Here is a 12,653-nt window from a genome sequence, read left to right as displayed (position 1 = left end):
TACATAATTATAAATCTATAACTTTGATATTATTTCGATGTAATTCAATTTTACCCTCAAGCTCTAATGTTTTTAAAAGCCTAGAAATAACAACTCTAGAGGTATGTAAATCTCTAGCAATTTCTTGATGTGTAACGTGTATTAACTCGTTATGATTAACCATTGCTTTGTCTTTTAGATATTTAAACAGACGTTTGTCCATTTTCAAAAATGCAATAGTATCAATAGCCTCAAGCAGTTCTGACATACGATTATGATAGCTTTGCAATACAAATTGTCTCCAACTTTTGTACTTACCTAACCACTCCTCCATTTTAGCTACCGGAACCATAATTAATTTGGTGTCTGTTTCTGCAATAGCTCTTATTTCACTTTTAGAATTTCCTAAACAGCAAGATAATGTCATAGCACAGGTATCACCTTGTTCTATAAAGTACAAAATTAACTCGTCACCATCTTTATCTTCTCTTAAAATTTTAATTGCTCCACTAACTAAAAGTGGCATAGACTTGATGTAGTCTCCAATTTCAATTAATTTAAAACCTTCAGATATATCTTTATATGTCCCAACATTATTTATTTCTTGAATCAATTCATCTTCAAACAAATACCCATAGTGTTGCTGTAACTGCTCTAACATATTAATAATTTTAATTGTAAAGTTAACCAATAGTTATAGTAAAACTGCTTGATAAATCAATTTTTAACAGCTTTAGATTGCTGAAAACACATGGAAAGCATATTAAATAACTCTGGATGTTTTTGTTTAAATAATTTGGGTCTTTCAAAAAAATACTCTGAAGCTACAGCAAAAAATTCTGCTTGGCTTGTTCCTCCATATTTTCTGATATCAGATTGATCATTATTAATTGCTTCCATTTCTTTATGCATTAAAGTTAACCAAGGTTGTATGTATGCTTTACCTAAAAAATACTCTGGAATTCCGTCTGTATCTCCATCCATTTTGTCTAAAAGATGCACAAATTCGTGAATTGGAGTATTATGTTTATCTGTTTTATTTAAAAAAGCATGTCTGATGGCTTTTTGGGATAAAATCATTTGTTTATCAAAACGACCATTCCCAACCATACCTAATATTTTTTTATCCTTGTCTTGGTTGGAAAATTGTAAATCTGCATTAAACTTATCTGGGTAAACAATGATACCAGATAGATTATTGTAACTCCACTCCTTAAATCCAAATACTGGTATGATAGCACTTGAGGCTAATAATACTTTATCTATATCTTCAATAGTTGTGTTAACTGCATCTATATTTACCTCGCTCAAAAACAATAACATACGTTGTCTAAAAACTGCTTGATTTTTAGCAGATAGCTTTTTATAAAACAAGACATTGTCTAACAATAATTTATGCCAATGTTTAGGGAATTGTTTGAGAGCTTTAGGCTTCATTAGATAAAATGCGTACGCAACTAGTCCAACAAATACTATAAAAACAAATAAGTAGATCATATTTTAAAATTGTACTGCAAAATATTGCAATTACGACTTAGAAAAAAATATAGTGTGTAAAAAAGCTGATAATAAGTATATTCGCATTAAATAAAAAAACAAATGGTTAAAGCAGTATTATTTGATATGGATGGTGTTATTGTGGACACTGAACCTTTACATAAAAAAGCCTATTTTTTAATGTTTGATCAATTTAATATTGAAGTTTCAAAAGCATTATACGAGTCTACAACAGGACAATCTACTATTAATGTTTGTAAAAAATTATGTGATGTTTTTGGTTTAAAAAACGACCCAAAAGAATTAATGCTTTGTAAACGTGACATTTTTTCGGGATTGTTCCATAGTGATCCCAGTTTAAAATTAATTGATGGTGTTTTAAATATTATTAAGGATTATCACCATAACGGAATTACCTTAGTTTTAGCCTCATCAGCTTCCATGGGAACTATAAACAAAGTCTTTACACGTTTTGAATTAGACCAATATTTTAAAGCTAAAATTAGTGGAGCAGATTTAAAAGCCTCTAAACCTCATCCTGAAATATTTGAAAAAGCTGCTAAATTAGCTGGTTATAGTCAAGACAAATGTATTGTTATTGAAGACTCTACAAACGGAATTAAAGCTGCTAAAGCTGCTGGTAGTTTTTGTATAGGATATAATAGTTTACACTCTAAAAACCAAGATTACAGTCAAGCTGATGTTGTAGTTAACGACCTTAATATTATAGATTCTGACTATTTAAAAAATTTAAAATTGTAAGACTTTAATTAGTCTTCATTTTTAGGTGCCTGACGTCTTTCTTCTCTAGCTGCTTGTCGTGCTTCTCTTTTTTCTTCTTTGGTTAATTGATCTGCACCATCAATAGCATCATCAAAATTAATTGTATCGTCAGTTTCACCTTTAAAAGCTTTAATCCAAGCATTTTTAAAAATACCACCAATAGTTGTCCAAACACCAGTTTCTACATTATTTAAATCTCCTTCAATTGGTATTTGGGTTGCTAATGTATCAGTTTTTTGATTTTTAAGGGCAAACTTAAAAAAGCCTACTAAACCTTCCCAAAGGGTTTCCAAAAACCCATCTTCTTTTCCTATTAATTTACTATCTGTTAATAGTGGTTTCATATAACCTTTTATGTATCCATCTGCAATAGCGACTTCACTAAACAGCTCTACTGTGCCACTTTCAAAATCAATTCCTGCATAATAATTTGTAAAATCATTTAATGCTGTAGCATTAGCTTTTTCAAGTGAAAATGCTAAATCCATATCAGGAATTTCTTTTATAATGTTTACATTTCCGTTTAATTGGACTTGTCCTCCTCCAAAGGATACTCCTGTTGCAGTAATTGGTGACGGTAGTATGCGCTCCTTCTCTATAACATTACGTAAATTATCTGCTGATAACTCTAGTTTACTTATGGATAAATCTACATTAGGCTCTGCAGATAATTGTACAAAAGCAACTTTACCATTATGCACTTGAAAATGATTAATCTTTAATGGCACCAAGTCTGTTAAAGCTTTTGTCCAATCTTCTACTTCTGGTAATCCATCTTTTGGTGTGGATTGCTGGTCTTCAAAAACATAAATAACCTCTGGATTACTCATAATAATTTCAGCAACTACTTTACCATCAAAAATAGACTTCCACTCTACTGAAATATCTGATTTTGGGAAATTTAAAAACGGAACTTGTGTATTGGCATCTACTTTATTTAAGTACAATCCGTTAATAACATAAGCACCTCTTATAAGTGAAATATCTATACTTTTTACCTCTCCATAATAACCTGGTATATCGGCTAAAACTTTGTTTACATAATTTTTCACATACGTTGGTAAGTACAGTCTTACTGCTAATAATATTAATAAAACTAGTAAAGGTAAAAGGTATCTTTTTTTCTTGTATGCTGGTTTTTTAGTTTTCAAATGTTTGGGAGTCTTATTGTTATTTTTTTTGAATAAAATAAATGTAAGAATTATCGTTATAACAGCAATCTAATTAGTTTTAAATTAACATTAATAGACTTTGAAAAGCTATTTCAAATTGAAAAGACAAAATTTAAAGACATGATATTTGTCATATACTACTTTATTAAAACCACCTAATTTTGAAGTATAAATAAAAAATATATGTGCGTCTCGTTAGTCAATAAATATAATGTTTCTGGTCCTAGATATACTAGCTATCCGACAGTTCCGTATTGGGATCCAGAAGCTTTTTCATTAAAACAATGGAAACAAAATTTAAAAAAAGCATTTGACCAAAGCAATAGCACTGAAGGTATTAGTTTATACATACACCTTCCTTTTTGCGAAAGTCTTTGTACGTTTTGTGGTTGTAACAAACGAATAACTAAACGTCACGATGTAGAAATACCATACATAAAAGCAATTATAAAAGAGTGGCAATTATATTGTGATTTATTGGTTGAAAAACCTGTAATAAAAGAGCTTCATCTTGGAGGTGGAACTCCTACTTTTTTTGCTTCAGAAAATTTAAAACTATTAATTAATAGTATAAAACATCATGCTATTCTTGCTGAAAATTATGAGTTTAGTTTTGAAGGTCATCCTAATAATACAACTAAAAATCATTTACAAACTTTATATAATCTAGGTTTTAATCGTGTTAGTTTTGGTGTACAAGATTATAATCCAAAAGTACAAAAAGCAATACATCGTGTTCAACCATTTGAAAATGTAAAACAAGTCACACAATTAGCACGTGAGATTGGTTATACATCCATTAGTCATGATATTATTTTTGGGTTACCTTTTCAAACAGAAGCCCATGTAAAAGAAACTATTACTAAAACTAAAGCACTACTACCAGATCGCATTGCATTTTATAGTTATGCACATGTCCCTTGGATTAAAGGCAATGGTCAGCGTGGTTTTAATGACAACGATTTACCTTCAGCTGAAAGCAAACAAAACCAATACCAATTAGGAAAACAATTATTAACAGAAGCTGGCTATCATGATATTGGTATGGATCATTTTGCTTTACCAACAGACGCACTTTATAAAGCTAGCCAATCCAAAACCATGCATCGCAATTTTATGGGTTACACTGCCTCTAAAACTAAAGTAATGATTGGTCTTGGAGTGTCTTCTATAAGTGATAGTTGGTATGCTTTTGCACAAAATGTAAAAAGTATTGAGTCTTATTACGACCTATTGGAAAACAACTGCATACCTGTATATAGAGGTCATATTTTAAATCAAGAAGACTTAATAATTAGACAACACATTTTAAATTTAATGTGTAATTTTGAAACAAATTGGATTGCTGAAGACTTAAATTTTAAAGACTTACCAGAAATTATTTATAAGTTAAAAGAAATGCAAGACGACGGTTTATTAATTTTTGAATCACAACAAATAATAATTACAGAAAAAGGGAAACCTTTTGTACGTAATATCTGTATGGCTTTTGATGTACTGTTGCAACGTAACAAACCAGAAACACAACTATTTTCAATGACAGTTTAGCTGTTAAAGTAATTATAAAAACTAATCATTGGACTTTAGATTTATTAAATTTAAGATATAATACAAAACCAAAAAAACAACTTAATATGAAAAAAATAATTGTACCAGTAGACTTTTCTGATCACTCAAATTTTGCATTAGAAACTGCTGCAATACTAGCCAAAAAATATAATGCAGAAATTTTAGCTTTACATATGTTAGAAATTTCTGAAACTATATTAACACAAGGTGAGTCTGAAATAGAATCTGAAACATTATTCTTATTAAAATTAGCCGAAAAACGTTTTAATGAATTTTTAGAGCAAGATTTTTTGAAAGACGTTACAGTTGTACCAATTGTTAAACATTTTAAAGTTTTTAGCGAAGTTAACGAGGTTGCTAAAGAGCATAGTGCTGACTTAATTGTTATGGGATCTCATGGTTCAAGCGGTTTAAAAGAAATCTTTGTTGGTTCTAACACAGAAAAAGTTGTTAGAAATGCAGAAGTACCTGTTCTTGTAATAAAAAACAAACCAACAGCTTTAAGTTTTGATAACGTTGTATTTGCATCAGACTTTACAGAAAGTAGTATCAATCCATATTTAAAGGCTAGTCAATTATTTGACACATTAGGTTCAAACATGCACCTAGTATATATTAACACTCCTGGAGAAAACTTTAACAGTACTTCAGAAATGGAACAAATTGTCGTTAACTTTTTACAAAAAGCAGATGGTAATTTAGATAAATTATCAGAAGTAGATTTTATTTCAGATTATAGCGTTGAAAAAGGTGTGCTTAGTTACGCTAACGTTACTGGAGCGGACGCCATAGCTATTGCAACACATGGACGTACAGGATTTAGTCACTTTTTAAGTGGAAGCATCTCTGAGGATATTGCAAATCATGCAGCATTACCTGTTATCACATTTAGAATAGATTAAAAACCTATTACATATAAAACCCTAAGCCTCTTGCAATTAAATTGTAAGAGGCTTTTTTATTAAACCTAATATATATCATGTTTTTTAAGATATTAATCTATTAACTTTAAGTAAACCTTAAAATTGATAGTTATGAAACATATATTAATACCTACAGATTTTTCTAAAAATTCATGGAATGCTATTGTATATATATTACAATACTATAAGACTCAAGTCTGTAAATTTTATTTATTACATACACACCCTTTAAAGCCCTCAACAATTGAAAACATACCTACGTTCACTTTAAAAAGCATCATTGAACAATCAAGTATTCAATTACAAGATTTTAAAGAACAAATTTTAAAAAACTACTCAAACAAACTACACAGTTTTGAAACGTTAAACGAGTTTTTAAGCTTACCAAAAGCCATTAAATCTTGCTTAAAAAAGTATCCTATTCATAAAATTATTATGGGTACAAAACAGACTTGTAAGCATAAACCAAATTTATTTGGAACTACTACCAAATATATAATGGATACAATAACCAACAGTCCAATATTTATAATACCTGATAATTATAATCATCAACCTATAAAAGAAGTGTTATTTCCTACTGATTTAAATAGGTTTTATAGTGAAAATGAAATTAACTTAATCAAACAAATAACCATCGAGCATAGTGCTACTTTAAGAGTTTTAAATATTAAGGGAAACAAATCTTTAAATAAAATTCAGAAGTATAATTTATCTGTCCTAAAACAAGGATTTAATAGTATTGAAACCCATTACCACTCTATTAATAATTACAATAAAAAAGAAACCATAATTAACGAGTGTATTGAAAAACTAAGTATAGATCTACTTATAATGGTAAACTATAAACACAACATTGTTAAACGAATAATACATGAACCTGTTATAAAAAAAATAGGAATTAAGCCTCATATTCCGTTTTTAATAATTCCTGAAATAATAAAAATTAACACTAATCCTAAAACACCTATACATCATGAAAACACAACACACAACAACACAATGGTATAGTGCAGATCGTATGCACGAAATGACAAAAACATGGTTATCTGAATTACATTTTATTAAAGATGAACAACTTTTTTTAGAAGATCTAATATCAGATTACTCTCAAAAAATAAGCAACGATGACATTTATATTAAAGCACAAAATGCAGCAACTGCTTTACAACGTACTAAAAGAGGTAATCACAAATTAATTACAGACTTAACAACCCATGAAAATCAACTAAGTATAATGGTTGATGGTATTGACCAGCTTGATAAAGAACAACAATACAAAACAAATCATGTTGAATTTACTAAAACCATAAGTCAGTTTTTTTACGATTATAAAGCTGTGAAATTTGAAATTTTTAAATTAGTAAAAGACTTAATGAAAACTGATAAACAAGATCCTAAATTGTAAAAAACATGAGAAAATTAATTATAGTTTTACTTAGCTTAACTTTTTTAAATTGTGCATCTACTAAGTTAAAAGAACATTGGATTAGTCCCGAAGCCAATGACTATAGCTTAAACAAAGTTTTAGTTATAGGGCTTACAAAAGATACTGAAGTCAGAGAAAAATTTGAAAAAAAAATACAAACTCAATTAACTTTAAGAGGCTTAGAGGCTAATACAAGCTTAACTAAATTTGATACTGCTTTTTTAGAAAAAGAACGTACAGAAACTGAGTTAAAAGTCATAGAAAATCAACTTTTAACCCAAGGTTATGATGCTGTCATATTTACTAAAGTAGCTGCTATAAAAAACAAAATACAATACAAGAAAAATTTTCAAATGTTAAATCATAACAAGTTTAAGGATGATTATTTAATGTATCAAGATCAATATTTTAATCCTGATAATTATAAAGAATATCAAGTATACAATGCAGAAACATCAGTGTACTGTTTATGTCCAACAAAAGACAGAACCTTAGTTTGGAAAGGTTATATAGATATTATTGACCCTGAAAATAGCAGTAAAATTATAAATCAATACGCAAAATTATTACTTTCCGTTTTAGAAGAAGACCAAATAATACCGACATTAAATTAAATTATTTAATCGTGTAATATAAAAAGTGGTACTACTGCAATCTTACTGTGTTTAGTAATTGGTGATCCAGAAAACAGGCGTTCTAAAAAGCTTGTTTTTTGGATTATAAACACTTCTAAATCTATAGTATTTGTTTGCACATATGTATCGATTACGTAATGCATTGGCACATTTGATATATTGTAATAATTGTAAAGACTATCTTGTAATAATTGCTTTAAAACTGCTTGATCATCAAAGGTTACATCTGTATTATCTTGATTGATGCGTAATACATGAAAATGTCCATTACCTTCACCTATTACATTTACAATATTTTTTAAACGTTGCGCTGTTAATTGGTCTTTTAAATCTAAAGGTAATAATACATTATTAGGTTTAATAAATTTAAAATCTTTAGGTATTATTAATGTAGGACAAATCACTTTTCTAATAACGTTTAGCGTATGACTACCAAAAACAACCTCATCTGCACCTGTTACACCATTAGTACCCATTACAATTAAATCTATCTTTTTAGTGTCTACTAATTGATTGACTGCATCTGTAAACACATCAAAATCTATATGTGTTGTATATGTATGTTTTTTATTTTTAAATGAATTTTTAAGCCTTACGACTAAATCTTCTAAATCTTCTTTTGGTGATTTTACTATTGAAGCATATAAATTATCATTACCTGTAGTCATTAAATCTGCTGAAGTAAATGCAGAAGCTTTATGCACGTATACCAAATGAAAATTTATGGTTTGGTTGGCAAATAACTGTAATGCGTAGTGCATTGCATTTTTTGAACTATTGGAAAAATCGGTAAGTAATATTATGTTTTTCATTTAAATACAGAATTAAAAATTATTTAGCTTCCTCTAATTTACAATTAAATTATAAGTTTTTAGCTGCCTGGCAAAATTTCCGCGAAAGCGTTATTTTTTTAATGGCAATCTATTGCGCTACTAACCATTTCTACGACAGGCTTTGGCGATATATAAGGTATACCTAACCCTAAACCACGTAAAATAAATAATATTCCAATAACGACTATAAACACAGGAATGGCTTTTTGAATACGTTGTTTAACTTGTGCATTTAAAAATTTACCTAAGTAAATTGCTGTGGTCATTAAAGGTATGGTACCTAGACCAAAAAAAGACATGTACAGACCTCCTTGCCAAGCTGTACCTGTAGCTATGGCTCCAAAAACTGCCATATAAACTAATCCACAGGGTAAAAATCCGTTTAAAAAACCAATGGTTAAAAATGTGTCTGCTGTTTTCTTTTTTAAGGCTTGTCCCATTTGTTTTTTTACAAAACCTACTGCTTTATAAATAGGTTTTACTATAAAGTTTTGACCTATTTTTTTATATGGAAACACAATAACAACAATCATTAACACACCAATTATGATGGACAATTTTTGTTGTAATCCAAATATATACAAGCTTTTACCTATTAGCCCGAAAATTAGACCAATAATAGTATAGGCTAATAAACGACCAATGTGATAAGCTGTTATTTGTGATATTTTTTTAATTGAATTACTTCTGTCAACAGGCAACATAAAGGCTATTGGACCACACATACCAACGCAGTGAAAGCTTCCTAATAATCCAAATATGAATGCTGTTAATAACATTAGTATTGTATTTGATCTTTAAACATGTAGTTATTGTTGTTATAAGACCAATCTATTTTAAGGTTCCAACGACCATCTAACAAACGATTGTCAGGTATGAGCAAAGTGTGGTTAGACAACAAAATTGTGGTATTGAAGTCTAATTGCTTATTAGATGGTCTGTATAGGAACACTTGTCCTTTTATTGTTTTATAATCCAACTCTTTAGGGAAGTGTATTTGCATACCTTCTGGTGTTTTTTCCCAAGTTAATTTAGATGCTAAAGTTTTAGCATTTTTTTCTTTATTAATATCGTTTTGATATTCTAACTCTTGTTTGTAATAATTATCATTTACCAAGTCATGATCTAGACTTTTGTCTGTATTCATGGCTATTACAAAGTACATGATAAAGCTTATAAATAATATAAATGCTATTACGACTGCTGTTCCCCAATTTAATTTCATAATACTGTGTTTTAATTATAGCTTCTTGGTCCTAAAAAGTTAACTGTTGTGGTTTCTATTAATTTCTGTCCACTATAAACTTGTATAGTTAATTTGGTTTTATCTCCTTTTAAATCGTTTTCATTTAACTCTATAAACAACGTTCCTTCTGCTAATCCTTGCTCAGGAACCACAAAACTATGGTCGGCAGACACCAATTTGATAGTACCTTGATAATCTTGCAATTTGAAGCTAACATTTTCAATTTGTTGTGTTGTTTTATTAACCAATTTATAGGTAAACACGTTACTTATAATGTTATTCTCTTTATGCTCGTATAATTGACCAGGCAATCTAAGTACTCTTGCTTCTACATCATTACGTAATTGAAGCATTGCAAATAAAACGCCTGTTAATATGACTAAAACTACGATATATGCTTTAAGACGTGTTGTGAGTTTAAAAGGTTCTTTTTTCTCTATATTGTCCTCGCTAGCATAACGGATTAGCCCTTTAGGCAACCCAACTTTATCCATAATTGTATCACACTCGTCAATACAAGCTGTACAATTAACGCATTCTAACTGTGTTCCATTTCTAATATCTATACCAGTTGGACAGACATTTACACATTGCATACAATCTATACAATCTCCATGTCCTAAAGCTGCTCTGTCTTCGTTTTTACGGAATTTTTTTCGACCGTTTTCTCCTTCTCCTCTTTTATGGTCATAAGCTACTATTATTGATTTGTTATCTAAAAGTACACCTTGTAAACGTCCATAAGGACAAGCTATAATACAGACTTGCTCTCTAAACCATGAAAACACAAAGTAGAATAATCCAGTAAATATTAATAATGGAAATAATGTAGATAAGTGCTTAAAAGGACCTTCTGTTACATAATTTAATAATTTATCACTACCAATTAAATACGCTAAAAACACATTAGCTATTAAAAATGAAATAATTACAAAAATAGTATGTTTTAAAAGGCGTTTTCTTATTTTTTGTGGTGTCCATTTAGAGCGTTTAAGCTTCATTTGTGCACCTCTGTCTCCATCTATCCAATATTCTATACGTCTAAATACCATTTCTAGAAATATAGTTTGAGGACAAATCCATCCACAAAATATACGACCAAAAGCAACTGTAAATAAGGTTATAAAAACAACACCAATAATCATTGAGATGACAAACAAGTGAAAATCTTGAGGCCAAAACGGAAATCCAAAAATATTAAAACGACGCTCTAATACATTGAATAGCAAAAACTGATTACCATTAATTTTAACAAATGGAGCTGCAAATAAAAAGGCTAATAAAACATAACTTACAATTTTCCTGTAGTCATAAAACTTACCACTTGGTTTTTTAGGAAAAATCCAAGCGCGTTTACCGTCTTCATTAATTGTTGCAATCGAGTCTCTAAAACTCTCGTTATCTGGAGCTTCCATTTGTTTTTATTTAATTATTCATTGAAACAGACTCTTCTATTTCTAAATCTTCAGTAGTTTCAATTGTTTCAGTTGGTGTTGTTGTATCCTCTGTATCTTCTGGTTGCCAAATGTCTCCTTCTGGATCTTTAGGACTTGCAGGCGTTGTACCTTGTAAAGACAATACATAACTTGCTACTTGAGCCATTTCGACTGGTTTTAAACCTTCTTTTTTCCAAGAGATCATTCCTTTTCCAGATCGACCTCCTTCAGATATTGTTCTAAACACACTTTTAATGTCTCCTCCTAATATCCAATATTTATCTGTTAGATTTGGTCCAATTCCTCCTCCTCCATCAGCCATGTGACATGCCACACAGTTAGCTCCAAATATTTTCTTACCATTTGATAAATCTGCAGCATCTGTTAGTAAAACAACCGAGTTTACATCAACTAAGTTTTTGGCAGTCTTTTTATAAGCTTCAATTTCAATTTTAGCTTGAGCATACTCATTATCTAATTCTTCATACTGAGTATCTGAGCTTCCTGTAACATGAAAATTGAATAAATAAATTGCAGCAAAAACCATTGAAGCATACCAAGAATATAGCCACCAAGGTGGTAAATTATTATCTAACTCCTTTATTCCGTCATAATTATGATCTAAAATAATTTCGTGTTCTTCCTCAATAGGTGTTTCATCTCCTTTAAGTTTAGCATATAATGCTTTAAGTTTTTTAAACTGTGGTACTTTTGAAGCATTTGCTATGTAACGTGCTTTACCAGCTTCGTCTAAACTTTGAAACAAAACACTTTCAATAGCTCCAACAATACCTTCAATTGCTATTAATACAAATAGTATTAATAATAAAAACAACATTATTATTGGGTACTCTAAAAAAGCAGGTTTATCACCAGAGTCAACAAAATACTCTACCATTCCGAAGATGATAAAAAACACTACAGGAACTCTGATGTATGATGGGAATAAATTTTTCATATTTCGGTTTCGTTTTGGTTATCTAATTCTAATGGAATATTACTTACTTTAGTGATGTAGTCTTTTTTGGCAGTAATAACCCACCAAAAAAGTACTACAAAAAAGCCAAAGAATATAAGTAATGAAAGGATTGGATATATCTCTACACCAGTAATACTTTCTAAATGATTTTTTACAAATTTTAACATGATAG

Annotated in this window: 15 protein-coding genes; 6 read left to right on the top strand and 9 right to left on the bottom strand. The window is 29.6% G+C overall.

Annotated elements, in window-relative coordinates; all coding sequences use genetic code 11:
- Positions 1-7: 7 nt before the first annotated feature.
- A complete protein-coding gene (locus JAO71_RS02540; RefSeq protein ID WP_028291023.1) occupies positions 8-640 on the bottom strand; it encodes a Crp/Fnr family transcriptional regulator in 633 nt (210 codons plus the stop codon).
- A gap of 56 nt (positions 641-696) precedes the next feature.
- Positions 697-1,476 (bottom strand): M90 family metallopeptidase, encoded by a 780-nt coding sequence (locus JAO71_RS02535; RefSeq protein WP_116822982.1) that lies wholly within the window; start codon positions 1,474-1,476, stop codon positions 697-699.
- A gap of 102 nt (positions 1,477-1,578) precedes the next feature.
- Here JAO71_RS02535 and JAO71_RS02530 point away from each other — a divergent pair, with 102 nt between their 5' ends.
- Positions 1,579-2,238: an HAD family hydrolase gene (locus JAO71_RS02530; RefSeq protein WP_202998603.1), complete on the top strand. Its 660-nt coding sequence runs from the start codon at positions 1,579-1,581 to the stop codon at positions 2,236-2,238.
- 8 nt (positions 2,239-2,246) lie between these two features.
- Here JAO71_RS02530 and JAO71_RS02525 read toward each other — a convergent pair whose 3' ends face one another.
- Positions 2,247-3,410: a DUF748 domain-containing protein gene (locus JAO71_RS02525; RefSeq protein ID WP_202998602.1), complete on the bottom strand. Its 1,164-nt coding sequence runs from the start codon at positions 3,408-3,410 to the stop codon at positions 2,247-2,249.
- A gap of 204 nt (positions 3,411-3,614) precedes the next feature.
- Here JAO71_RS02525 and hemN point away from each other — a divergent pair, with 204 nt between their 5' ends.
- The 5 genes from hemN (at position 3,615) to JAO71_RS02500 (ending at position 7,966) form a co-directional block, all read left to right on the top strand.
- Positions 3,615-4,979: an oxygen-independent coproporphyrinogen III oxidase gene (gene hemN / locus JAO71_RS02520; protein ID WP_202998601.1), complete on the top strand. Its 1,365-nt coding sequence runs from the start codon at positions 3,615-3,617 to the stop codon at positions 4,977-4,979.
- A gap of 86 nt (positions 4,980-5,065) precedes the next feature.
- Positions 5,066-5,902, top strand: a complete 837-nt coding sequence (locus JAO71_RS02515; RefSeq protein WP_028291027.1) for a universal stress protein — start codon at positions 5,066-5,068, stop codon at positions 5,900-5,902.
- 132 nt (positions 5,903-6,034) lie between these two features.
- Positions 6,035-6,934 carry a universal stress protein gene (locus JAO71_RS02510; RefSeq protein WP_202998600.1) on the top strand — a complete coding sequence of 300 codons (900 nt, stop codon included), beginning with the start codon at positions 6,035-6,037 and terminating at the stop codon, positions 6,932-6,934.
- On the top strand, positions 6,900-7,331 hold the full coding sequence (locus tag JAO71_RS02505) for a hypothetical protein (RefSeq protein ID WP_028291029.1): 432 nt from the start codon (positions 6,900-6,902) through the stop codon (positions 7,329-7,331). The genes JAO71_RS02510 and JAO71_RS02505 overlap by 35 nt, the downstream gene beginning before the upstream one ends.
- A 5-nt stretch (positions 7,332-7,336) precedes the next feature.
- Positions 7,337-7,966 carry a hypothetical protein gene (locus JAO71_RS02500; RefSeq protein ID WP_202998599.1) on the top strand — a complete coding sequence of 210 codons (630 nt, stop codon included), beginning with the start codon at positions 7,337-7,339 and terminating at the stop codon, positions 7,964-7,966.
- Positions 7,967-7,971: 5 nt separating this feature from the next.
- Here JAO71_RS02500 and JAO71_RS02495 read toward each other — a convergent pair whose 3' ends face one another.
- The 6 genes from JAO71_RS02495 to JAO71_RS02470 all read right to left on the bottom strand — a co-directional run bounded on the left by JAO71_RS02495 (position 7,972) and on the right by JAO71_RS02470 (position 12,648).
- Positions 7,972-8,799: a universal stress protein gene (locus tag JAO71_RS02495; protein ID WP_202998598.1), complete on the bottom strand. Its 828-nt coding sequence runs from the start codon at positions 8,797-8,799 to the stop codon at positions 7,972-7,974.
- A 98-nt stretch (positions 8,800-8,897) separates the two neighbouring features.
- Entirely contained in the window at positions 8,898-9,599 is a 702-nt protein-coding gene (locus tag JAO71_RS02490) for a sulfite exporter TauE/SafE family protein (RefSeq protein WP_116822988.1), read from the bottom strand.
- Positions 9,599-10,045 carry a FixH family protein gene (locus JAO71_RS02485; protein WP_028291032.1) on the bottom strand — a complete coding sequence of 149 codons (447 nt, stop codon included), beginning with the start codon at positions 10,043-10,045 and terminating at the stop codon, positions 9,599-9,601. The genes JAO71_RS02490 and JAO71_RS02485 overlap by 1 nt, the downstream gene beginning before the upstream one ends.
- An 11-nt stretch (positions 10,046-10,056) precedes the next feature.
- Positions 10,057-11,481, bottom strand: coding sequence for a cytochrome c oxidase accessory protein CcoG (ccoG, locus tag JAO71_RS02480; protein ID WP_028606324.1), 1,425 nt, complete (start codon positions 11,479-11,481; stop codon positions 10,057-10,059).
- A gap of 10 nt (positions 11,482-11,491) precedes the next feature.
- Positions 11,492-12,460 carry a cbb3-type cytochrome c oxidase N-terminal domain-containing protein gene (locus JAO71_RS02475; RefSeq protein ID WP_202998597.1) on the bottom strand — a complete coding sequence of 323 codons (969 nt, stop codon included), beginning with the start codon at positions 12,458-12,460 and terminating at the stop codon, positions 11,492-11,494.
- Positions 12,457-12,648, bottom strand: a complete 192-nt coding sequence (locus JAO71_RS02470; RefSeq protein WP_028291035.1) for a cytochrome c oxidase subunit IV — start codon at positions 12,646-12,648, stop codon at positions 12,457-12,459. Before JAO71_RS02470 ends, JAO71_RS02475 begins: the two co-directional genes overlap by 4 nt.
- Positions 12,649-12,653: the final 5 nt, after the last annotated feature.

Origin of the sequence: Olleya sediminilitoris (genome assembly GCF_016785945.1) — a bacterium.
In the GTDB taxonomy this organism is placed as follows: domain Bacteria; phylum Bacteroidota; class Bacteroidia; order Flavobacteriales; family Flavobacteriaceae; genus Olleya; species Olleya sediminilitoris.
This window is presented reverse-complemented; position numbering and strand designations above follow the sequence as displayed.

Excerpts from the sequence above, each read along its gene's own strand:
- JAO71_RS02510 (WP_202998600.1), top strand. The coding sequence starts at position 6,035 with ATGAAACATATATTAATACCTACAGATTTTTCTAAAAATTCATGGAAT.
- JAO71_RS02490 (WP_116822988.1), bottom strand. The coding sequence starts at position 9,599 with ATGTTATTAACAGCATTCATATTTGGATTATTAGGAAGCTTTCACTGC.
- JAO71_RS02485 (WP_028291032.1), bottom strand. The coding sequence starts at position 10,045 with ATGAAATTAAATTGGGGAACAGCAGTCGTAATAGCATTTATATTATTT.
- JAO71_RS02475 (WP_202998597.1), bottom strand. The coding sequence starts at position 12,460 with ATGAAAAATTTATTCCCATCATACATCAGAGTTCCTGTAGTGTTTTTT.
- JAO71_RS02500 (WP_202998599.1), top strand. The coding sequence starts at position 7,337 with ATGAGAAAATTAATTATAGTTTTACTTAGCTTAACTTTTTTAAATTGT.
- JAO71_RS02470 (WP_028291035.1), bottom strand. The coding sequence starts at position 12,648 with ATGTTAAAATTTGTAAAAAATCATTTAGAAAGTATTACTGGTGTAGAG.
- JAO71_RS02495 (WP_202998598.1), bottom strand. The coding sequence starts at position 8,799 with ATGAAAAACATAATATTACTTACCGATTTTTCCAATAGTTCAAAAAAT.
- JAO71_RS02540 (WP_028291023.1), bottom strand. The coding sequence starts at position 640 with ATGTTAGAGCAGTTACAGCAACACTATGGGTATTTGTTTGAAGATGAA.
- JAO71_RS02505 (WP_028291029.1), top strand. The coding sequence starts at position 6,900 with ATGAAAACACAACACACAACAACACAATGGTATAGTGCAGATCGTATG.
- JAO71_RS02530 (WP_202998603.1), top strand. The coding sequence starts at position 1,579 with ATGGTTAAAGCAGTATTATTTGATATGGATGGTGTTATTGTGGACACT.
- hemN (WP_202998601.1), top strand. The coding sequence starts at position 3,615 with ATGTGCGTCTCGTTAGTCAATAAATATAATGTTTCTGGTCCTAGATAT.
- ccoG (WP_028606324.1), bottom strand. The coding sequence starts at position 11,481 with ATGGAAGCTCCAGATAACGAGAGTTTTAGAGACTCGATTGCAACAATT.
- JAO71_RS02535 (WP_116822982.1), bottom strand. The coding sequence starts at position 1,476 with ATGATCTACTTATTTGTTTTTATAGTATTTGTTGGACTAGTTGCGTAC.
- JAO71_RS02515 (WP_028291027.1), top strand. The coding sequence starts at position 5,066 with ATGAAAAAAATAATTGTACCAGTAGACTTTTCTGATCACTCAAATTTT.